Below are 21216 nucleotides of genomic sequence, written 5' to 3' on the forward strand. Positions count from 1 at the left end.
CGGAGAGTGAATCGATGCTGTTGCCCCTACTGATGGGGATGCCGGTAATTCTGTGCAATATGCTGCTACAGTCTCTGGTGTCAGTTTGGTGTATTCGCTTTTATATCAAACGCTTTCATAACAAAGAGGGGGCTTTCGCTGGCGTATTCGCGCTATTTGGCATTATTACCATTGTGTTGCTCGGTAATCTACTGCAGATCCTGCTGTGGGGGATGCTGTTTTTATGGCTGGGCGAATTTAACACGTTGCTGGATGCGGTCTATCACTCGGGCGTGAATTTCGCGACGCTGGGCTATGGTGATATTGTGATGAGCCCACAGTGGAAGCTACTTGGCCCGCTAGAGGCGGTGAACGGAGCGTTGATGATTGGTCTGTCTGGCGCCTGTATGCTTGCAGTATTACAACACCATATTCGCAAGCAGCTAACGATATAACCGGGAAGCGCGTAAAACGACGAAAGCCTGAATCATTTCTGATTCAGGCTTTCTGAATGTGGCGGAACGGACGGGACTCGAACCCGCGACCCCCTGCGTGACAGGCAGGTATTCTAACCGACTGAACTACCGCTCCACAACGTTCCCTTCGGAACGAGGCGAATATTACGGTCTCCCGGTAAAACCGTCAACGCTTTTTCTCTACTTTTGAATCGTTTGCTGCAAAAATCGCCCGAGCGCTTATTTTACCAGCAAAAAAAGCATTTCTAAGACCGCCAGAGGCAGCTCCCACCCTTTTTCTGTACCAGGTCGAGGCGTGATTCATGATTCATCAACTCCTCGTCGGTAGCGTAAACAACGCGTAGCTGGCCTTCTGTACGCACTATGCGTTGAATACCCGTGCTTCCCGCCTGCTGTTGCCCTTCGCCTTCCATCGCAAACTTGATAGACGTTTGACCACCGGTCATCGTCAGATAGACGTCTGCCAGGATCTGGGCATCGAGCAATGCGCCGTGCAGCGTACGTTTGGTATTGTCTATTTCATAGCGCGAGCATAAAGCATCGAGGCTGTTACGCTTGCCGGGGAACATCTTCCTCGCCAGCGCCAGGCTATCGGTGACTTTACAAAAAGTATTGGTCTTTGGAATACCGCGGTTGAGCTTACCAAACTCATAGTCCATAAAGCCGATATCAAACGACGCGTTATGGATGACCAATTCCGCACCACGGATGTAGTCCATAAACTCATCGGCGACGTCAGCAAAGGTCGGTTTATCCAGCAAAAATTCATCGGCAATTCCGTGAACACCGAAAGCTTCCGGGTCCACCAGCCGATCGGGTTTGAGGTAAACGTGGAAGTTATTGCCGGTCAAACGACGGTTTATCACCTCGACGGCACCGATCTCAATGATCTTGTGGCCTTCATAGTGGGCACCGATCTGGTTCATACCGGTGGTTTCGGTATCCAGAACGATCTGTCGTGTAATTGCAGTGCTCATATCAGTCATTTATGTCAGACTTGCCGTTTTACTTTCAATTGCAGATACAGGAAGTCTACCAGAGATGATTAAGCAGGTAGAAATTTTCACCGACGGCTCTTGCCTCGGTAATCCCGGCCCGGGTGGTTATGGCGCTATTTTACGCTATCAGCAGCGGGAAAAAACCTTCAGTGAAGGTTATCGTCTGACGACCAATAACCGCATGGAAATGATGGCGGCTATCGTCGCACTCGAAGCACTCAAAGAGCCGTGCACCGTGGTGTTGAGCACCGATAGCCAGTATGTGCGTCAGGGGATCACGCAGTGGATCCACAACTGGAAAAAACGCGGCTGGAAAACGGCGGACAAAAAACCGGTGAAAAATGTCGATCTCTGGAAGCGGCTTGACGCGGCGCTGGGTAAGCATGAGATTCGCTGGGAGTGGGTCAAAGGCCACGCGGGCCATCCGGAAAACGAACGTTGTGACGAGCTGGCGCGTACTGCGGCCAACTCGCCAACCCAGGATGATACCGGTTATCAACCGGAGGCTTAAGCGTCCGGTTTACGGTATTGCCGTGTCGCTCCTACGGCCTGCTGAATTCGGCCTTTGGCTTTATTTTGTCGCATGGGATTAAGCGTAAGGGGGAAAGTCCGCTTACGTGCCACAATCACCTGCAAACAGCCTAATGCAGGTAGATGCGTGCCCAGCAACGCGCCTCCCTGCTTTGCCCACGGCAGCACCTGAAAGCGGCTGTGGTGCATCACTTCAAAATTAAGTAGGGCCAGCCAGTCTAACTGCCGCGTAAGGGTAAACATTCGGCTGTTGTATGGGACTGACTTGCGCAGAACCGGTACCAGCTTGCGTAACCCCATCAGACTCATTGGGTTAAAACTGCTAATAATGAGCCAGCCGTCGTCGATCAATACACGATCAGCTTCACGCAGCAGAAGATGGGGATCGCTACACCAGGGGAGAGTATGCGCAAGCAGGCAAGCATCGACTGACTTTTCCGCAAACGGCAGGTGCAGCGGATCAGCCATCACCTGCATCGGACTGCCTTCCAGAGAAATATTCACCTGGTGAGAAATGGCACAAGCTTCGGTATTGATCTCTGCGCTCAGATTGCCCACTTTTAATAGGTGGAAGCCATACAATTTCCCCAACCAGGGTTTGAGTTGACGATCGAGAGCCTCACGATAATATTCACCCCAGGGCATTTGCGCCCACGAGACAGGCGCTGAGACTGTTTGAGGTATCCTTGCCGGTTTCATCACAACCTTCCCTACGCTTAAGAGGTAACGAATGAATCTTAACAGTATTCCAGCATTTCAGGACAACTACATCTGGGTTCTGAATGATGAAACAGGTCGTTGTTTGATTGTCGATCCTGGTGAAGCCGCTCCGGTACTAAAAGCGATTGAAGCTAACAACTGGCAGCCGGAAGCCATTTTATTGACGCATCACCATAACGATCATGTCGGCGGCGTGGCTGAACTGCATAGGCGTTTTCCGAATTTGATCGTTTATGGCCCAGAAGAGACCCGCAACAAAGGAACAACAAAAATCGTTGCTGACGGCGATCGTATTAACATACTTGAGCACGAGTTTCATGTTTTTGCCACGCCAGGGCACACCTCAGGCCATGTTTGTTTTTACAGCGCGCCCTGGCTTTTTTGTGGGGACACCCTATTTTCCGGGGGCTGCGGGCGGTTATTCGAAGGCACTGCCGCTCAGATGTATCAGTCATTGCAGCGAATTAATGCCCTACCTGAAGACTCGCTGATTTGTTGCGCGCATGAGTACACACTCTCCAATATGAAGTTTGCTCTGAGCGTTTTACCGCATGATGTGTTCATTAACGAATACTATCGAGAAGTGAATGAGTTACGTGTAAAAAACCAAATGACACTCCCCACAACTCTCAAAAAAGAGCGCAAAATTAATCTCTTTTTAAGAACGGATGATATTGATTTAATTAACGAAATAGACAAAGAAACAAAATTGCTACAATCTGAGCAGCGTTTTGCATGGTTACGGTCAAAGAAAGACAACTTCTGACACTTCTGGGTTGCGTTTTCGAAAGTTCGCCGTTATGATCGCTCGTCTTTTAAGCAACTATTGACACACACATGAAGGCAAAAGCGATATTACTCGCCTCTGTCCTGCTCGTGGGTTGCCAGGCTTCACAGCAAGGTAACGTCCAACAGCACGCACAGAGCCTTTCTGCGGCTAGTCAAGGGGAAGCAAGTAAGTTCGCAAGTCAGGCACGTTGGATGGACGATGGGACATTCGATACGCAGAATCAAGACTTGTGGGCTTATATTGGCGACGAGCTAAAGATGGGAATACCGGATAACTCCCGGGTTCGCGAACAGAAACAGAAGTACTTGAAGAATAAGAGCTATCTCCACGATGTAACTTTACGGGCAGAGCCGTATATGTACTGGATAGCCGGGCAAGTTAAGAAACGTAACATGCCGATGGAACTGGTATTACTACCCATAGTGGAGAGCGCTTTTGACCCGCACGCAACGTCTGGTGCCAATGCCGCAGGCATTTGGCAGATCATTCCGAGCACAGGGCGAAATTACGGTCTGAAACAGACCCGCAGTTATGACGCACGCCGTGACCTCGTTGCTTCCACAACGGCGGCACTGGATATGATGCAGCGCCTGAACAAAATGTTCGATGGCGACTGGTTATTAACTGTGGCAGCGTATAACAGCGGCGAAGGCCGTGTAATGAAAGCAATGAAAGCGAACAAAGCCCGTGGCAAGCCCACTGACTTCTGGTCGCTACCGTTGCCACAGGAAACTAAACTGTACGTGCCTAAAATGCTGGCCTTGAGTGATATTCTCAAAAACAGCAAACGCTACGGGGTTCGTCTGCCTAGCGCAGATGAAAGCCGAGCACTGGCGCGCGTTCGTCTGGATAGCCCAGTTGAGATTGCTCAGTTGGCAGATATGGCAGGTATGCCAGTCAGCAAGCTGAAAACCTTCAATGCAGGCGTTAAAGGCTCAACGCTCGGCGCTACTGGCCCGAAGTACGTTATGGTGCCACAAAAGCATGCAGACCAGCTGCGTGAGTCGCTGGCCTCAAGTGATATTGCTGACCTCCAGCCTACGCTGGTTGCCGACAATACGCCGATGACCAGTCGCAGCTATAAGGTACGCTCCGGTGATACGCTGTCAGGTATCGCGTCACGTTTAGGTGTGACGACGAAGGATCTGCAACAGTGGAATAACCTGCGCGGCAGCAATGTGAAAATCGGTCAGAGCTTAACGGTAGGAGCAGGCAGCAGCGCTGCGCGTCTTGCCGATAACAGTAGCATTACGTACCGTGTACGTAAGGGTGATTCTTTGTCGAGCATTGCTAAAAGGCATGGCGTTAACATTAAAGATGTGATGCGCTGGAATAGCGGTACCGGCAATCTGCAGCCGGGCGATCAGATCACGCTGTTTGTGAAAAACAGTGACCGACCTGATTCCTGATAGGTAACAAATAAAAAGGCACCGATTCCCCCGGTGCCTTTTTTATTACTTCATCCTACTTACCTGGGCTAAATTCCACAATCAGCGGATTATGATCCGAAGCTCGAGTCACCAATACGGATGCTTCATTAACGTTAAGCCCCCGGTAGAAAACAAAATCAAGCGGTCGGCCAAATGCGCGTCGACGCTGATCGTCATCAAAGCGAACCGGACGCAATGACATGTCACGCGCAAAACGATAAAGCGCATTCATGCGTGGACGGCTCCAGGCATTGAAATCCCCCGCCATGATCACCGGACCGCTGTGCTGGGCTATCTGCTCACCAATAGGCATCAGTTGCTTACTGTAAACATCAACCCCAAGACTGAAGTTAACGGCATGGATATTCACCACCATCAGCAGTCGTGAGTCGGGAAGTGGGTAAACGGTCACTAACGCCGATTTAGCCAGCCGGAGAATGGGCTCGCGTTCACGCAGCGGGCAGCAGTATACGGGCTGGGCCGCAGACAACGTCATAACGCCAGAAGGATGATGCGGCAGCGCAAAAGCAGGGACCTGATCGGCGGCCAGATAATTAGTAGTCGCAAACTTCACCAGCTCAGGAGTGGTTTGCGCTTCTTGCAGTAAGACCAGATGAGCATCTTTACCAAACTTATTCAGCACTGACAGCCATTCGGCTCTCTGCTGTTTAAAGATGTTCCACACCAGGATACGAATATTTTCATCAGTGCTTAACGGCTTACCCACCGACATTGCCTGGCTGATGCTGGTATATGCGCCCGGTGGAGGTAAAATTCGCTCCACAGGCTGTCCGGCAATATAGCGCATGGCATAGGTATTTTTTCGCACTTTATTTAATAACCTCAATAACGAAAGAACCCGCCTGCTTCCAGGAAGGTTCTTCTTTTATAGGGGCTTTTGCGCGCGGTTTCAACGCTATTTGTGATAAAGCCGAGTTAACTTTTGTAAGCCTGTGCTTACTCTTTCAGCCTTAACTCTGTGCCACCCGAGCCGTTTTATCCAAACGCCCACTCAGGCCGGTAAGCAGCAGCGCGACAATCACAATCATCGCACCAATCCACGGGGTTTGTGCCAGGCCGTAATGCTCAACCGTTTGGCCACCAATAATTGACCCTAGTGCGATACCCACGTTGAAGGCTGCGATGTTCAGACCCGATGCGACATCAACGGCCGCCGGTGTATATTGTTCCGCTTTCTGCACAACGTACACCTGCAAACCCGGCACGTTACCAAAGGCAAAGATCCCCATCACCAGAACCGTTGCCAGCGCGGCATACTGAATTGAGGCGGTAAACTGGAATACGATTAACAGTGCAGCGAGTGCGGCAAAGATAAACTTCAGGGCTGGTACCGCACCGTGTTTATCAGCAAGCTTGCCTCCCCAGATATTACCGATAGCCACTGCAATACCGTAACCCAATAAAATCAAGCTGACTGCATTCGGTGTGAAGCCGGCAAGATCTTGCATCATCGGCGTCAGGAAGGTGAAAGCGGTAAATACACCACCATAGCCAAGTGCCGTAATCGCATAGATCATCAGCAAACGCGGATGGGTTAATACCTTCAACTGTTCTGACAAACTCGCGGCTGCGCGGCTTGGGATATTACGTGGCACAAGGATCGCGCTGGCGATAATGGCAATAACACCCAACATAGAGACTGCAAGGAAAGTTTCGCGCCAACCAAAGTGTTGGCCGATGAACGTTCCCAGCGGGACCCCCGTTACCAGCGCAACGGTCAGGCCGCCGAACATGATGGCAATTGCGGAAGCGGCTTTCTCTTTCGGCACAAGGCTCGTGGCAATCGTTGAACCGATTGAGAAGAACACGCCATGCGCGAGGCCAGTTAGCAGACGCGCAATCACTAAGGTCATATAACCTGGTGCCTGCCAGGCCAACAGGTTACCGAGGGTAAACAGTACCATTAGCGCCAACAGCAGCTGTTTGCGCGGCAGTTTTCCCGTCAAAGCCGTTAGCACCGGCGCACCGATAGCCACACCCAGCGCGTAGATAGAAACTAGCAGCCCCGCAGAGGGCAGAGAAATAGATAATTGTTCAGCAATGGTCTGAACCAGACCGACAATCACAAATTCGGTTGTGCCAATAGCAAAGGCACTGATCGTTAAGGCAAGTAGCGCCAGCGGCATAATTTACTCCACATCATCAGGATTAAGATGACACGTAGTATGCCGGGATGTTTAAATAACAAAAATATTCAAAATCTCAATATAATTTTGCTTCAGGTGCAATAATGCGAGCAACATCAGATGAAATCGCTATCTTTGTCGCGGTAGTGGAAAGTGGCAGCTTCAGCCGGGCTGCAGAACAGCTTGAGCTCGCCAATTCGGCGGTTAGCCGGGCAGTGAAGAAGCTGGAATCCAAGCTCGGCGTCAGCTTACTCAACCGTACAACGCGTCAATTAAGCTTAACGGAAGAAGGCGAGCGCTATTTCCGCCGGATGCAGGTCGTACTGCAGGAAATGGCGGCGGCAGAAAATGAGTTGCTCGATACGCGTAATACTCCACGAGGCCTTCTAAGAGTCGATGCAGCTACGCCTGTCATGCTGCACTTTCTAATGCCGCTGATTAAGCCTTTCCGTGAACGTTATCCTGAGATGACACTGTCATTAGTGTCATCAGAGACGTTTATCAATTTGATTGAGCGTAAAGTTGATGTGGCTATTCGCGCCGGGACGCTAACGGACTCCAGTCTGCGAGCGCGCCCACTGTTTACCAGCTATCGGAAAATTATTGCATCACCCGAATATATTGCGCGTTTTGGCATGCCGGAGAATGCAATAGATCTTAAAGATCATCAGTGTCTGGGCTTTACCGAGCCAACCTCGTTAAATACCTGGCCGGTATACTGCTGCGATGGGCAGTTTATGGAAGTCAGCTGTGCGGTTTCATCCAACAGCGGTGAGACGGTTAAGCAGCTGTGTCTTAACGGTAACGGTATCGCCTGTTTATCGGATTATATGGTAGATAAGGAGATTGCCAGCGGGGAATTTATCGAGCTGCTGGCTGATAAACGATTGCCTGTCGAAATGCCGTTCAGCGCGGTTTACTATAGCGACCGGGCGGTTAGTACTCGAATCAGAACGTTTATTGATTTTCTCAGCGAATATATGAAGGAAAAACGGTAGCGTTGATGCTTTATGACTCATGCCAGCCTGGAGCATCTCCAGGCGAGCAGAGGGTTTTAAGAGGGTTAAAGCACTGTTAGTCCCATTGGGGGGCAAGGCCTTCCGGGCTAACCAGCCTGTCATTCATATCCAGAGATGCAATTGCTTTCTTATCTTCTGCATCAAGCTGCAAATCCAGCGCCAGCAGGTTGCTTGCCAGGTTTTCACGCTTAGTTGAGGATGGGATCACCGCATAGCCTTCACCCATCGCCCAGGCCAGAATAACCTGCGCAGCCGTCACGTTGTGCTTATCCGCAATATGAGAAATCACTTTATCTTTCATAGCCTTACCATAGGCTAACGTCATATAAGATGTGATATGGATACCTTTTTCAGAGGCCCAATCAACCACTTTACGGTTTTGCAGGTACGGTGATAATTCTATCTGGTTGGTTGCGATATTTTCTACACCAACCGCTTTTATAGCCCGCGCCATCAATGGAATAGTGAAGTTAGAGATACCGATCTGGCGGGTCAGCCCCTGTGCTTTCGCTTCCAGAAGTGCTGCCATAAACTCTTCTACTGATACAGCATCTTTCGGTGATGGCCAGTGAATCAACGTCAGATCAACGTAGTCTGTACGCAGCTTTTCCAGACTTTCTTTCAAGCTTGAAATGAGTTTTTCTTTACTCAGATTCTCGGTCCAAATCTTGGTCGTAATAAACAACTCTTCACGTGCGACACCACTTTCAGCGATAGCCTGGCCAACAGCCGCTTCGTTATCATAAATTTGTGCAGTGTCGATAGCGCGATAGCCCAGTTCCAGCGCCGTTTTTATAGAAGCGATAACCACATCATCTTTCAGACGGAATGTACCGAGACCAAATGCAGGGATTGTCATTATTTTCCTCTTTATTTACCAATATAGGTTAACTAAGAACCATTATGACGAACGCAAGGATGGGAAAAAAGATCGTAAAACGCAGAGGATTTTTGCTAAATCAGCAACAATAAAACAGCAGATACAAAAAAGCCCTGAGCTAATGCTCAGGGCTTTCAATAAGTGGCGGAACGGACGGGACTCGAACCCGCGACCCCCTGCGTGACAGGCAGGTATTCTAACCGACTGAACTACCGCTCCACCGAATTTCTTTGTCACTACCCGGATTATTCATCCCGGTTTACTGCAATTTGATGCCTGGCAGTTCCCTACTCTCGCATGGGGAGACCCCACACTACCATCGGCGCTACGGCGTTTCACTTCTGAGTTCGGCATGGGGTCAGGTGGGACCACCGCGCTGTTGCCGCCAGGCAAATTCTGTTTATCAACACGCATCTCTGCATGTCGATTTAATCTGTCTCAAGCTGAATATCGTGTCTCATCACCAACAAAACACCTTTGGCGTTGTAAGGTTAAGCCTCACGGTTCATTAGTACTGGTTAGCTCAACGTATCGCTACGCTTACACACCCAGCCTATCAACGTCGTAGTCTTCAACGTTCCTTCAGGACTCTCAAGGAGTCAGGGAGAACTCATCTCGGGGCAAGTTTCGTGCTTAGATGCTTTCAGCACTTATCTTTTCCGCATTTAGCTACCGGGCAATGCCATTGGCATGACAACCCGAACACCAGTGATACGTCCACTCCGGTCCTCTCGTACTAGGAGCAGCCCCCCTCAATTCTCCAGCGCCCACGGCAGATAGGGACCGAACTGTCTCACGACGTTCTAAACCCAGCTCGCGTACCACTTTAAATGGCGAACAGCCATACCCTTGGGACCTACTTCAGCCCCAGGATGTGATGAGCCGACATCGAGGTGCCAAACACCGCCGTCGATATGAACTCTTGGGCGGTATCAGCCTGTTATCCCCGGAGTACCTTTTATCCGTTGAGCGATGGCCCTTCCATTCAGAACCACCGGATCACTATGACCTGCTTTCGCACCTGCTCGAGCCGTCACTCTCGCAGTCAAGCTAGCTTATGCCATTGCACTAACCTCCTGATGTCCGACCAGGATTAGCTAACCTTCGTGCTCCTCCGTTACTCTTTAGGAGGAGACCGCCCCAGTCAAACTACCCACCAGACACTGTCCGCAACCCGGGTAACGGGTCTACGTTAGAACACCAGCCATTAAAGGGTGGTATTTCAAGGTTGGCTCCATGCAGACTGGCGTCCACACTTCAAAGCCTCCCACCTATCCTACACATCAAGGACCAGTGTTCAGTGTCAAGCTATAGTAAAGGTTCACGGGGTCTTTCCGTCTTGCCGCGGGTACACTGCATCTTCACAGCGAGTTCAATTTCACTGAGTCTCGGGTGGAGACAGCCTGGCCATCATTACGCCATTCGTGCAGGTCGGAACTTACCCGACAAGGAATTTCGCTACCTTAGGACCGTTATAGTTACGGCCGCCGTTTACCGGGGCTTCGATCAAGAGCTTCGCCTTACAGCTAACCCCATCAATTAACCTTCCGGCACCGGGCAGGCGTCACACCGTATACGTCCACTTTCGTGTTTGCACAGTGCTGTGTTTTTAATAAACAGTTGCAGCCAGCTGGTATCTTCGACTGATTTCAGCTCCATGGGTAAACCACTTCACCTACATATCAGCGTGCCTTCTCCCGAAGTTACGGCACCATTTTGCCTAGTTCCTTCACCCGAGTTCTCTCAAGCGCCTTGGTATTCTCTACCTGACCACCTGTGTCGGTTTGGGGTACGATTTGATGTTACCTGATGCTTAGAGGCTTTTCCTGGAAGTGCGGCATTTGTTACTTCAGCACCGTAGTGCCTCGTCATCACACCTCAGCGTTAATAAGAGTCCGGATTTACCTAAACTCTCCGCCTACATGCTTAAACCGGGACAACCGTCGCCCGGCTAACATAGCCCTCTCCGTCCCCCCTTCGCAGTAACACCAAGTACAGGAATATTAACCTGTTTCCCATCGACTACGCCTTTCGGCCTCGCCTTAGGGGTCGACTCACCCTGCCCCGATTAACGTTGGACAGGAACCCTTGGTCTTCCGGCGTGCGGGTTTTTCACCCGCATTATCGTTACTTATGTCAGCATTCGCACTTCTGATACCTCCAGCACCCCTCACAGGACACCTTCAACGGCTTACAGAACGCTCCCCTACCCAACAACACATAGTGTCGCTGCCGCAGCTTCGGTGCACAGTTTAGCCCCGTTACATCTTCCGCGCAGGCCGACTCGACCAGTGAGCTATTACGCTTTCTTTAAATGATGGCTGCTTCTAAGCCAACATCCTGGCTGTCTGAGCCTTCCCACATCGTTTCCCACTTAACTGTGACTTTGGGACCTTAGCTGGCGGTCTGGGTTGTTTCCCTCTTCACGACGGACGTTAGCACCCGCCGTGTGTCTCCCGTGATAACATTCTTCGGTATTCGTAGTTTGCATCGGGTTGGTAAGTCGGGATGACCCCCTAGCCGAAACAGTGCTCTACCCCCGAAGATGAATTCACGAGGCGCTACCTAAATAGCTTTCGGGGAGAACCAGCTATCTCCCGGTTTGATTGGCCTTTCACCCCCAGCCACAAGTCATCCGCTAATTTTTCAACATTAGTCGGTTCGGTCCTCCAGTTAGTGTTACCCAACCTTCAACCTGCCCATGGCTAGATCACCGGGTTTCGGGTCTATACCCTGCAACTTAACGCCCAGTTAAGACTCGGTTTCCCTTCGGCTCCCCTATTCGGTTAACCTTGCTACAGAATATAAGTCGCTGACCCATTATACAAAAGGTACGCAGTCACCCTGATAAATCAAGGCTCCCACTGCTTGTACGTACACGGTTTCAGGTTCTGTTTCACTCCCCTCGCCGGGGTTCTTTTCGCCTTTCCCTCACGGTACTGGTTCACTATCGGTCAGTCAGGAGTATTTAGCCTTGGAGGATGGTCCCCCCATATTCAGACAGGATACCACGTGTCCCGCCCTACTCTTCGAGTTCACAACACATGCATTTTTGTGTACGGGGCTATCACCCTGTATCGCCGGACTTTCCAGACCGTTCCACTAACACACATGCTGATTCAGACTCTGGGCTGCTCCCCGTTCGCTCGCCGCTACTAGGGGAATCTCGGTTGATTTCTTTTCCTCGGGGTACTTAGATGTTTCAGTTCCCCCGGTTCGCTTCATTACGCTATGTATTCACGTAATGATAGTGTGTCGAAACACACTGGGTTTCCCCATTCGGAAATCGTCGGTTATAACGGTTCATATCACCTTACCGACGCTTATCGCAGATTAGCACGTCCTTCATCGCCTCTGACTGCCAGGGCATCCACCGTGTACGCTTAGTCGCTTAACCTCACAACCCGAAGATGTTTCGTAAAACATTCCGCAGTTGCGAAAATTTGAGAGACTCGAACACACCGCTTATCTGTTCTTATTACGGAGAACAGACACAGTGTGTCGTTTCAATTTTCAGCTTGATCCAGATTTTTAAAGAGCAAAACTTCGCAGTGAACCTTTTCAGGTACACTCTGAAGTTTTTTTTGTTTTGTTCGCAGTAAAAGGATGGTGGAGCTATGCGGGATCGAACCGCAGACCTCCTGCGTGCAAGGCAGGCGCTCTCCCAGCTGAGCTATAACCCCATCGTAACACTAATCTCTGGATACCCTAATTCGTTTCCGGGCAAGGCGTGGTGACGCGAAGCATACTTATGTATGTGAGCGTCGCCGCAACGCAGCACGGAGGCGAATTTGGTAGGCCTGAGTGGACTTGAACCACCGACCTCACCCTTATCAGGGGTGCGCTCTAACCACCTGAGCTACAAGCCTGCAGAGATTTTTACTGCTAATTTTCATCAGACAATCTGTGTGGACACTTCAAAGCACGTTTCTTTAAGGTAAGGAGGTGATCCAACCGCAGGTTCCCCTACGGTTACCTTGTTACGACTTCACCCCAGTCATGAATCACAAAGTGGTAAGCGCCCTCCCGAAGGTTAAGCTACCTACTTCTTTTGCAACCCACTCCCATGGTGTGACGGGCGGTGTGTACAAGGCCCGGGAACGTATTCACCGTAGCATTCTGATCTACGATTACTAGCGATTCCGACTTCACGGAGTCGAGTTGCAGACTCCGATCCGGACTACGACATACTTTATGAGGTCCGCTTGCTCTCGCGAGGTCGCTTCTCTTTGTATATGCCATTGTAGCACGTGTGTAGCCCTACTCGTAAGGGCCATGATGACTTGACGTCATCCCCACCTTCCTCCAGTTTATCACTGGCAGTCTCCTTTGAGTTCCCGGCCGAACCGCTGGCAACAAAGGATAAGGGTTGCGCTCGTTGCGGGACTTAACCCAACATTTCACAACACGAGCTGACGACAGCCATGCAGCACCTGTCTCAGAGTTCCCGAAGGCACCAAAGCATCTCTGCTAAGTTCTCTGGATGTCAAGAGTAGGTAAGGTTCTTCGCGTTGCATCGAATTAAACCACATGCTCCACCGCTTGTGCGGGCCCCCGTCAATTCATTTGAGTTTTAACCTTGCGGCCGTACTCCCCAGGCGGTCGACTTAACGCGTTAGCTCCGGAAGCCACTCCTCAAGGGAACAACCTCCAAGTCGACATCGTTTACGGCGTGGACTACCAGGGTATCTAATCCTGTTTGCTCCCCACGCTTTCGCACCTGAGCGTCAGTCTTTGTCCAGGGGGCCGCCTTCGCCACCGGTATTCCTCCAGATCTCTACGCATTTCACCGCTACACCTGGAATTCTACCCCCCTCTACAAGACTCTAGCCTGCCAGTTTCGAATGCAGTTCCCAGGTTGAGCCCGGGGATTTCACATCCGACTTGACAGACCGCCTGCGTGCGCTTTACGCCCAGTAATTCCGATTAACGCTTGCACCCTCCGTATTACCGCGGCTGCTGGCACGGAGTTAGCCGGTGCTTCTTCTGCGAGTAACGTCAATCACTGCGGTTATTAACCACAATGCCTTCCTCCTCGCTGAAAGTACTTTACAACCCGAAGGCCTTCTTCATACACGCGGCATGGCTGCATCAGGCTTGCGCCCATTGTGCAATATTCCCCACTGCTGCCTCCCGTAGGAGTCTGGACCGTGTCTCAGTTCCAGTGTGGCTGGTCATCCTCTCAGACCAGCTAGGGATCGTCGCCTAGGTGAGCCATTACCCCACCTACTAGCTAATCCCATCTGGGCACATCCGATGGTGTGAGGCCCGAAGGTCCCCCACTTTGGTCTTGCGACGTTATGCGGTATTAGCTACCGTTTCCAGTAGTTATCCCCCTCCATCGGGCAGTTTCCCAGACATTACTCACCCGTCCGCCACTCGTCACCCAAGAGCAAGCTCTCTGTGCTACCGTTCGACTTGCATGTGTTAGGCCTGCCGCCAGCGTTCAATCTGAGCCATGATCAAACTCTTCAATTTAAGTGTTTGATGCTCAATAAATTAAACTTCGTAATGAATTACGTATGTTCACTCGTTGAGACTTGGTATTCATTTAGCGTCTTGCGACGTTTAAGAATCCGTATCTTCGAGTGCCCACACAGATTGTCTGATAAATTGTTAAAGAGCAGTGCAACACGGCTTTCGCTCACTGTTGCGAGGTGGCGTATATTACGCTTTCCTCTTTCAGAGTCAAGCATTTAATTTCGCTTTTCTCTGTCGGCGTTCTCTTAAGAACCCCTGCTGCCCCGGCGGCTTGCTTGCCGTTGTTCCGTCTCAGTGGGGCCGCATTATAGGGAGTTAATTCAGGCTGACAAGAGGAAAAATGCATTTTTCTTTCAACCGCTCACCTTTTCGCCTTTTTGCCGCTTATTTCTGCTTTTTGATAGCCGCAGGCAGGTCTGCCAGGCTGTTAATCACCCAGTCGGCGGCTTTTTCAGCCTCTTCCGTCACCGGTTTGCCAGTACGCACCAGTACCTTCATGCCAACATTCGCAGCAGCGGCCGCCTGCATGTCTTCAATTTTGTCGCCTACCATATAAGAAGAAGCCATATCGATATCCAGATACTCTTGCGCTGACTTCAACATACCGGGATGCGGTTTACGACAGTCACACACCTGGCGGTATTCTTCTACACTCCCCTGAGGGTGGTGCGGACAAAAATAGATGCCATCAAGATCGACACCACGGTCTGCTAATGACCAGTCCATCCATTCCGTCAGCGTCTCGAACTGCGCTTCGGTAAATTTCCCGCGAGCGATACCAGACTGGTTGGTGACCAGCACCAGCGCATAGCCCATCTCTTTTAGTTCGCGCATAGCATCGATGACGCCATCGATAAATTCAAAATTGTCGATTTCATGGACATAGCCGTGATCGACATTAATCGTGCCATCACGATCGAGAAAAATTGCGGGTATGGACTTTGCCACCGTGTCACTCCTAATAATGCATGTGCTTTTATTATCGCATGTTTCGTCTGGCAAGAAAGTGTCGATCTTATAAAGAAGATTGATTTAGCCGTCTAGATGCCTTAACATCCGTTTTGTTGACGGTCATCGCCCGTCTCTGGCAGAACAAAATGCCGTGGATAACACCTAACCGATAATAAATAATCTAATGATTAAACTTTCGAATATTACAAAAGTGTTCCAGCAGGGGCACCGTACGATACAGGCGCTGAATAACGTCAGCCTGCATGTGCCCGCCGGGCAAATTTATGGCGTCATTGGCGCATCCGGTGCAGGTAAAAGTACGCTGATTCGCTGCGTGAACCTGCTTGAGCGCCCAACCGAAGGCAGCGTAGAGGTCGGAGGCCAGGAGCTTACTGCATTATCTGAAGCAGCTTTAACTAAAGCGCGCCGTCAGATTGGCATGATTTTCCAGCACTTTAACCTGCTCTCTTCCCGTACCGTCTTTGGCAACGTCGCGCTTCCTCTGGAGCTCGATAACACGCCGAAAGATGAAATCAAACGCCGCGTGACCGAATTGCTTGATCTCGTGGGCTTGTCGGATAAACACGACAGCTACCCAGCGAACCTTTCCGGCGGTCAGAAACAGCGTGTGGCCATTGCGCGAGCACTGGCGAGCAATCCAAAGGTGCTGCTGTGCGATGAAGCCACCAGCGCGCTCGACCCGGCAACAACTCGCTCTATTCTCGAACTGCTCAAAGACATCAACCGTCGTTTGGGTTTAACCATTTTGCTCATCACCCATGAAATGGACGTGGTGAAGCGCATCTGCGACTGTGTTGCAGTAATTAGCAACGGTGAACTGATTGAACAGGATACGGTGAGCGAAATGTTCTCCCATCCGAAGACGCCGCTGGCGCAACAATTCATTCAGGCTACGCTGCATCTGGATATTCCAGAAGACTATCAGGCACGCCTGAAAGAGCAGCAAATCGCTGATAGCGTGCCAATGCTACGCATGGAGTTTACCGGTCATTCGGTCGACGCCCCGCTGCTGTCAGAAACTGCGCGTCGCTTTAACGTCAATAACAACATTATTAGCGCGCAGATGGATTACGCGGGCGGCGTGAAGTTCGGCATTATGCTGACCGAAATGCACGGTACGCCTGAAGATACGCAAGCAGCCATCGCCTGGTTGCAGCAACACCATGTAAAAGTAGAGGTACTGGGTTATGTCTGAGGCCATGATGTGGTTACTGGCGCGTGGCGTCTGGGAAACGCTGGCGATGACATTCGTGTCAGGCTTTTTCGGCTTCGTGATTGGTCTACCGGTTGGCGTACTTTTATATGTCACGCGCCCAGGACAAATCATCGAGAACGGCAAGGTTTATCGCGTGCTTTCTGCGCTGGTGAACATCTTCCGTTCCATCCCGTTCATTATCTTACTGGTGTGGATGATTCCATTCACTCGTGTCATTGTCGGAACGTCTATTGGTTTACAGGCCGCCATTGTGCCACTGACCGTGGGTGCCGCACCGTTTATCGCCCGTATGGTCGAAAACGCCCTGCTGGAAATTCCGGGTGGCTTGATTGAGGCCTCACGTGCGATGGGTGCAACGCCGATGCAGATCGTCTGTAAAGTTCTGCTCCCGGAAGCCTTGCCGGGGCTGGTGAACGCAGCAACGATTACCCTGATTACACTGGTCGGTTATTCCGCCATGGGTGGTGCAGTCGGTGCCGGTGGTCTGGGGCAAATTGGCTATCAATACGGTTACATTGGCTATAATGCGACCGTGATGAATACAGTGCTGGTATTACTTGTTGTTCTGGTTTATTTAATTCAATTATCTGGCGATCGTATCGTTCGGTCAGTGACTCATAAATAGCGTTACACACAACACAACTCAAAAGTTTAAGGATATAAGCATGGCGTTCAATTTTAAAACCTTTGCGGCAGTGGGTGCTCTGATTGGTTCTCTGGCACTTGTTGGTTGCGGTCAAGATGAAAAAGATCCAAACCATATTAAAGTCGGTGTGATTGTCGGTGCGGAACAGCAGGTTGCTGAAGTTGCCCAGAAAGTAGCGAAAGAAAAATACGGTCTGGACGTCGAACTGGTCACATTCAACGACTACGTTCTGCCGAACGAAGCGGTGAGCAAAGGTGATATCGACGCCAACGCCTTCCAGCACAAACCATACTTGGATCAGCAGATCAAAGACCGTGGCTACAAACTGGTTTCTGTTGGTAACACCTTCGTTTACCCAATCGCAGGCTACTCCAAGAAAATTAAATCTCTGGACGAACTGAAAGCGGGTGACCAGATTGCCGTACCTAACGACCCAACTAACCTTGGCCGTACTCTGCTGCTGCTGCAGGCACAGGGTTTAATCAAACTGAAAGATGGCGTTGGTCTGCTGCCAACTTCACTGGATATTGTTGAAAACCCGAAAAACCTGAAGATTGTTGAACTGGAAGCTCCACAGCTGCCACGTTCTCTGGACGATGCACAAATTGCACTGGCCGTTATCAACACCACTTACGCCAGCCAGATCAATCTGACGCCAGCGAAAGACGGTATCTTCGTTGAAGGTAAAGATTCTCCTTACGTGAACATGATCGTATCGCGTGAAGATAACAAAGACGCTGACAACGTGAAGAAATTCGTTGAGGCTTACCAGTCTGACGAAGTTTACGAAGCAGCAAACAAAATCTTTAACGGCGGTGCTGTTAAAGGCTGGTAATTTTATTCCCCATAAATAATTTCTTATAAAGACGGGCGCATGCCCGTCTTGTCATTTATGCAATCACCTGATTCAATAGCCCTCCAGGTCTACCCTTTATAGAGGAATTATTATGCGTGCTTTACCGGTCTGTTTATTAGCACTCCTGTTAGGTGGTTGCTCCATGCTAAACAGATCTCCTGTTGAACCTGTCCAAAGCACTGCGACCCCCGTCAAAACGGAGACCGCAAAACCTAAAGCGCCACGTGCGGCACCTGTCAGAATTATAACGAACGCAGAAGATCTGGTCGGTAAACCGTTCCGTGAACTGGGTGATGTTTCCGGTGATTCATGCCAGGCGACAAACCAGGATTCTCCACCGAATATTCCAACTGCTCGCAAACGCATGCAGATTAATGCCTCCAAAATGAAGGCAAACGCCGTGTTGCTACACAGCTGTGAAGTCACCAGCGGTACGCCGGGCTGTTATCGTCAGGCGGTATGCGTAGGAACAGCTCTTAACGTAAGTGCTAAATGAGCAATTTCTCATTTGAGCAAATAGGCGTTATCCGCTCTCCTTATAAAGAGAAGTTTGCCGTACCTCGCCAGCCGGGATTGGTCAAAAGTTGCAGCGGTGAACTGCATCTGGTGCCTCCCTATAACCAGGCCGATGCCGTACGCGGTCTGGAAGCATTTAGTCATCTGTGGGTGCTATTCGTTTTCCATCAAACGATGGAAGGCGGCTGGCGCCCAACCGTACGCCCTCCCCGACTTGGCGGTAATGCGCGTATGGGTGTCTTTGCCACGCGCTCAACTTTTCGCCCCAATCCAATTGGTATGTCACTGGTTGAGTTACGGAATATCCGCTGCCATAAAGAACATGTCATTCTGGAGCTGGGTGGTCTGGATTTGGTAGATGGTACACCGGTGGTCGATATAAAACCCTATCTGCCATTTGCCGAGTCTTTGCCCGATGCCCGAGCCAGCTATGCGCAGGATGCGCCGCATGCGGGTGTCAACGTCACCTTTAGTGCCGAGATAGCCCAACAACTTATTGGGCTGGAGAAACGTTATCCGCATCTTCGTCAGTTTATTACCGAAGTGCTGGCGCAAGATCCTCGCCCGGCCTATCGTAAAAACGAGGAAGAAGGGAAAACCTACGCCGTCTGGTTGCTGGATTTTAACGTTCGCTGGCGTGTGACATTATCAGGATTCGAAGTCTTTGCCCTGGAAACCCGGTAATTTCTCCGCACTCTCTTTTGACATTTCTTTCTCGCTGGTAAACTAAATCACTTTGTTTTTGTGCCAGGCCCGTTTTGAGCCTGTTCTGTCGTCCAACTGGAACCGTAACAACATGCGTACTAGCAAATACCTGCTCTCCACCCTGAAGGAGACACCTGCCGACGCCGAGGTTATCAGCCACCAGCTGATGCTGCGCGCCGGGATGATCCGTAAGCTGGCCTCCGGGTTATACACCTGGCTGCCGACCGGCGTACGCGTCCTGAGAAAAGTCGAAAAAATCGTGCGTGAAGAGATGAACAACGCCGGTGCAATCGAGGTGTTAATGCCGGTGGTTCAGCCCTCTGAACTGTGGGAAGAGAGCGGCCGTTGGGAGCAGTACGGCCCGGAACTGCTGCGCATTGCTGACCGTGGCGATCGTCCATTCGTCCTCGGCCCAACGCATGAAGAAGTCATTACCGACCTGATTCGTAACGAGCTGAGCTCTTACAAACAGCTGCCGCTGAACTTCTACCAGATCCAAACCAAATTCCGTGACGAAGTGCGCCCACGTTTCGGCGTTATGCGCTCCCGCGAATTCCTGATGAAAGATGCTTACTCTTTCCATACTTCTCAGGAATCCCTGCAGGAAACCTACGACGCGATGTATGCGGCTTACAGCAAAATCTTCAGCCGTATGGGTCTGGATTTCCGTGCGGTACAAGCTGATACCGGTTCTATCGGTGGCAGCGCTTCACATGAATTCCAGGTGCTGGCACAAAGCGGCGAAGATGATGTGATCTTCTCTGATTCTTCTGACTACGCGGCAAACATCGAGTTCGCAGAAGCCGTTGCGCCAAAAGAACCCCGTTCTACAGCCACTCAGGAAATGACGCTGGTTGATACGCCAAACGCTAAAACCATCGCCGAGCTGGTAGAACAGTTCAATCTGCCTATCGAGAAAACGGTGAAAACGCTGCTGGTGAAAGCAGTGGAAGGCAGCAAGTCTCCGCTGGTCGCTCTGCTGGTTCGTGGCGATCACGAACTGAACGAAGTGAAAGCCGAGAAACTAGCTCTTGTTGCCAGCCCGCTGACCTTTGCGACCGAAGAAGAAATTCGCGCGTTAGTTAATGCCGGTCCAGGCTCGCTTGGCCCAGTTAACCTGCCAATTCCGGTTGTTATCGATCGGAGCGTTGCAGTGATGAGCGATTTCGCCGCAGGCGCTAACATCGATGGTAAACACTACTTCGGTATTAACTGGGATCGCGACGCTGCAACACCAGAAATTGCCGATATCCGTAACGTTGTCGCAGGCGATCCAAGCCCGGACGGTAAAGGCACCTTGCTGATTAAACGTGGTATCGAAGTCGGCCACATTTTCCAGCTGGGCACCAAGTACTCTGAAGCGATGAAAGCCTCAGTGCAGGGTGAAGATGGTCGTAACCAGACTCTGACCATGGGCTGCTACGGTATTGGGGTGACTCGCGTGGTGGCTGCAGCCATCGAGCAGAACTTTGACGATCGCGGCATTCTGTGGCCAGAAGCGATTGCACCGTTCCAGGTTGCCATTCTGCCAATGAACATGCACAAATCCTACCGCGTGCAGGAGCTGGCTGAGAAGCTGTACGCTGAACTGAGTGGTCTGGGTATCGAAGTGTTGATGGACGATCGTAAAGAACGCCCTGGCGTGATGTTTGCGGATATGGAACTTATCGGTATCCCACACACTATCGTGCTGGGTGACCGTAATCTCGACAACGACGACATCGAATACAAATACCGTCGTAACGGTGACAAACAGCTGATTAAAACCGGCGACATCGTGGATTACCTGGTGAAAGCAATCAAAGGTTAATCCGGTGACACTCCCGGAGTCGGTGCTAACGCACCTCGTCCGGG

17 protein-coding genes, 4 tRNA genes and 3 rRNA genes are annotated in these 21216 nt (G+C 50.8%); 11 read left to right on the forward strand and 13 right to left on the reverse strand.

The window, feature by feature from the left end:
- Window positions 1–14 precede the first annotated feature (14 nt).
- On the forward strand, window positions 15–434 hold the full coding sequence (locus U0026_RS18235; RefSeq protein ID WP_062777296.1) for an ion channel: 420 nt from the start codon (window positions 15–17) through the stop codon (window positions 432–434).
- Window positions 435–493: 59 nt separating this feature from the next.
- Here U0026_RS18235 and U0026_RS18240 read toward each other — a convergent pair.
- A tRNA-Asp gene (locus U0026_RS18240) sits at window positions 494–570 on the reverse strand.
- A gap of 130 nt (window positions 571–700) precedes the next feature.
- Window positions 701–1432 (reverse strand): DNA polymerase III subunit epsilon, encoded by a 732-nt coding sequence (gene dnaQ, locus U0026_RS18245; protein WP_126440859.1) that lies wholly within the window; start codon window positions 1430–1432, stop codon window positions 701–703.
- Here dnaQ and rnhA point away from each other — a divergent pair.
- Complete coding sequence (gene rnhA, locus U0026_RS18250; RefSeq protein ID WP_164717411.1) at window positions 1386–1964, forward strand: ribonuclease HI; 579 nt, start codon at window positions 1386–1388, stop codon at window positions 1962–1964. The genes dnaQ and rnhA overlap by 47 nt on opposite strands.
- Here the strand turns inward: rnhA and U0026_RS18255 are convergent.
- Complete coding sequence (locus tag U0026_RS18255; protein ID WP_062777302.1) at window positions 1961–2683, reverse strand: class I SAM-dependent methyltransferase; 723 nt, start codon at window positions 2681–2683, stop codon at window positions 1961–1963. The two genes, rnhA and U0026_RS18255, sit on opposite strands and share 4 nt — an antisense overlap.
- A gap of 31 nt (window positions 2684–2714) precedes the next feature.
- On the opposite strand from U0026_RS18255, the gene gloB reads away from it, so the two are divergent.
- A complete protein-coding gene (gene gloB, locus U0026_RS18260; protein ID WP_062777304.1) occupies window positions 2715–3470 on the forward strand; it encodes a hydroxyacylglutathione hydrolase in 756 nt (251 codons plus the stop codon).
- A 71-nt stretch (window positions 3471–3541) separates the two neighbouring features.
- Window positions 3542–4903 carry a murein transglycosylase D gene (mltD, locus tag U0026_RS18265; RefSeq protein WP_062777306.1) on the forward strand — a complete coding sequence of 454 codons (1362 nt, stop codon included), beginning with the start codon at window positions 3542–3544 and terminating at the stop codon, window positions 4901–4903.
- Between the two features lie 55 nt (window positions 4904–4958).
- Here mltD and U0026_RS18270 read toward each other — a convergent pair whose 3' ends face one another.
- Window positions 4959–5753 carry an endonuclease/exonuclease/phosphatase family protein gene (locus tag U0026_RS18270; RefSeq protein ID WP_062777308.1) on the reverse strand — a complete coding sequence of 265 codons (795 nt, stop codon included), beginning with the start codon at window positions 5751–5753 and terminating at the stop codon, window positions 4959–4961.
- A 142-nt stretch (window positions 5754–5895) separates the two neighbouring features.
- Window positions 5896–7071 (reverse strand): MFS transporter, encoded by a 1176-nt coding sequence (locus U0026_RS18275; protein ID WP_062777310.1) that lies wholly within the window; start codon window positions 7069–7071, stop codon window positions 5896–5898.
- A gap of 104 nt (window positions 7072–7175) precedes the next feature.
- Here U0026_RS18275 and yafC point away from each other — a divergent pair, with 104 nt between their 5' ends.
- Entirely contained in the window at window positions 7176–8069 is an 894-nt protein-coding gene (gene yafC / locus U0026_RS18280) for a DNA-binding transcriptional regulator YafC (protein WP_062777312.1), read from the forward strand.
- Window positions 8070–8145: 76 nt separating this feature from the next.
- On the opposite strand, the gene dkgB is transcribed toward yafC, so the two are convergent.
- From dkgB to gmhB, 8 genes are all read right to left on the reverse strand, one after another.
- Window positions 8146–8949, reverse strand: a complete 804-nt coding sequence (dkgB, locus tag U0026_RS18285; protein ID WP_062777314.1) for a 2,5-didehydrogluconate reductase DkgB — start codon at window positions 8947–8949, stop codon at window positions 8146–8148.
- 163 nt (window positions 8950–9112) lie between these two features.
- Window positions 9113–9189 (reverse strand) — tRNA-Asp (locus tag U0026_RS18290).
- A 55-nt stretch (window positions 9190–9244) separates the two neighbouring features.
- A 5S ribosomal RNA gene (gene rrf / locus U0026_RS18295) occupies window positions 9245–9360 on the reverse strand.
- Window positions 9361–9457: 97 nt separating this feature from the next.
- Window positions 9458–12367, reverse strand: a 23S ribosomal RNA gene (locus tag U0026_RS18300).
- A 210-nt stretch (window positions 12368–12577) separates the two neighbouring features.
- Window positions 12578–12653 (reverse strand) — tRNA-Ala (locus U0026_RS18305).
- A gap of 109 nt (window positions 12654–12762) precedes the next feature.
- Window positions 12763–12839: transfer RNA gene (locus U0026_RS18310), tRNA-Ile, on the reverse strand.
- A 69-nt stretch (window positions 12840–12908) separates the two neighbouring features.
- Window positions 12909–14448: ribosomal RNA gene (locus U0026_RS18315) — 16S ribosomal RNA — on the reverse strand.
- The 16S, 23S and 5S rRNA genes sit together here with 3 tRNA genes alongside, the layout of an rRNA operon.
- A gap of 387 nt (window positions 14449–14835) precedes the next feature.
- The gene (gmhB, locus tag U0026_RS18320) at window positions 14836–15399 is read right to left on the reverse strand and encodes a D-glycero-beta-D-manno-heptose 1,7-bisphosphate 7-phosphatase (protein WP_062772256.1); all 564 of its coding nucleotides are present in this window, start codon (window positions 15397–15399) and stop codon (window positions 14836–14838) included.
- 187 nt (window positions 15400–15586) lie between these two features.
- Between gmhB and metN the strand changes: the two genes are divergently transcribed.
- The 6 genes from metN (at window position 15587) to proS (ending at window position 21172) form a co-directional block, all read left to right on the forward strand.
- On the forward strand, window positions 15587–16618 hold the full coding sequence (metN, locus tag U0026_RS18325; RefSeq protein WP_062772253.1) for a methionine ABC transporter ATP-binding protein MetN: 1032 nt from the start codon (window positions 15587–15589) through the stop codon (window positions 16616–16618).
- The gene (locus U0026_RS18330; protein ID WP_062772250.1) at window positions 16611–17264 is read left to right on the forward strand and encodes a methionine ABC transporter permease MetI; all 654 of its coding nucleotides are present in this window, start codon (window positions 16611–16613) and stop codon (window positions 17262–17264) included. Before metN ends, U0026_RS18330 begins: the two co-directional genes overlap by 8 nt.
- Before the next feature lie 40 nt (window positions 17265–17304).
- Window positions 17305–18120: a MetQ/NlpA family lipoprotein gene (locus U0026_RS18335; RefSeq protein ID WP_062772247.1), complete on the forward strand. Its 816-nt coding sequence runs from the start codon at window positions 17305–17307 to the stop codon at window positions 18118–18120.
- 112 nt (window positions 18121–18232) lie between these two features.
- Window positions 18233–18637: an Rcs stress response system protein RcsF gene (gene rcsF, locus U0026_RS18340; RefSeq protein ID WP_062772244.1), complete on the forward strand. Its 405-nt coding sequence runs from the start codon at window positions 18233–18235 to the stop codon at window positions 18635–18637.
- The gene (gene tsaA / locus U0026_RS18345; RefSeq protein ID WP_062772241.1) at window positions 18634–19341 is read left to right on the forward strand and encodes a tRNA (N6-threonylcarbamoyladenosine(37)-N6)-methyltransferase TrmO; all 708 of its coding nucleotides are present in this window, start codon (window positions 18634–18636) and stop codon (window positions 19339–19341) included. The genes rcsF and tsaA overlap by 4 nt, the downstream gene beginning before the upstream one ends.
- A 112-nt stretch (window positions 19342–19453) precedes the next feature.
- Entirely contained in the window at window positions 19454–21172 is a 1719-nt protein-coding gene (gene proS / locus U0026_RS18350; RefSeq protein ID WP_062772238.1) for a proline--tRNA ligase, read from the forward strand.
- The last annotated feature ends 44 nt before the right edge of the window (window positions 21173–21216 follow it).

The sequence above is a fragment of the Kluyvera intermedia genome (assembly GCF_034424175.1).
In the GTDB taxonomy this organism is placed as follows: domain Bacteria; phylum Pseudomonadota; class Gammaproteobacteria; order Enterobacterales; family Enterobacteriaceae; genus Kluyvera; species Kluyvera intermedia.

Coding starts and splice junctions, on each gene's coding strand:
- U0026_RS18235 (WP_062777296.1), top strand. CDS start 15: ATGCTGTTGCCCCTACTGATGGGGATGCCGGTAATTCTGTGCAATATG.
- dnaQ (WP_126440859.1), bottom strand. CDS start 1,432: ATGAGCACTGCAATTACACGACAGATCGTTCTGGATACCGAAACCACC.
- U0026_RS18255 (WP_062777302.1), bottom strand. CDS start 2,683: ATGAAACCGGCAAGGATACCTCAAACAGTCTCAGCGCCTGTCTCGTGG.
- gloB (WP_062777304.1), top strand. CDS start 2,715: ATGAATCTTAACAGTATTCCAGCATTTCAGGACAACTACATCTGGGTT.
- mltD (WP_062777306.1), top strand. CDS start 3,542: ATGAAGGCAAAAGCGATATTACTCGCCTCTGTCCTGCTCGTGGGTTGC.
- U0026_RS18275 (WP_062777310.1), bottom strand. CDS start 7,071: ATGCCGCTGGCGCTACTTGCCTTAACGATCAGTGCCTTTGCTATTGGC.
- yafC (WP_062777312.1), top strand. CDS start 7,176: ATGCGAGCAACATCAGATGAAATCGCTATCTTTGTCGCGGTAGTGGAA.
- dkgB (WP_062777314.1), bottom strand. CDS start 8,949: ATGACAATCCCTGCATTTGGTCTCGGTACATTCCGTCTGAAAGATGAT.
- metN (WP_062772253.1), top strand. CDS start 15,587: ATGATTAAACTTTCGAATATTACAAAAGTGTTCCAGCAGGGGCACCGT.
- U0026_RS18330 (WP_062772250.1), top strand. CDS start 16,611: ATGTCTGAGGCCATGATGTGGTTACTGGCGCGTGGCGTCTGGGAAACG.
- U0026_RS18335 (WP_062772247.1), top strand. CDS start 17,305: ATGGCGTTCAATTTTAAAACCTTTGCGGCAGTGGGTGCTCTGATTGGT.
- rcsF (WP_062772244.1), top strand. CDS start 18,233: ATGCGTGCTTTACCGGTCTGTTTATTAGCACTCCTGTTAGGTGGTTGC.
- tsaA (WP_062772241.1), top strand. CDS start 18,634: ATGAGCAATTTCTCATTTGAGCAAATAGGCGTTATCCGCTCTCCTTAT.
- proS (WP_062772238.1), top strand. CDS start 19,454: ATGCGTACTAGCAAATACCTGCTCTCCACCCTGAAGGAGACACCTGCC.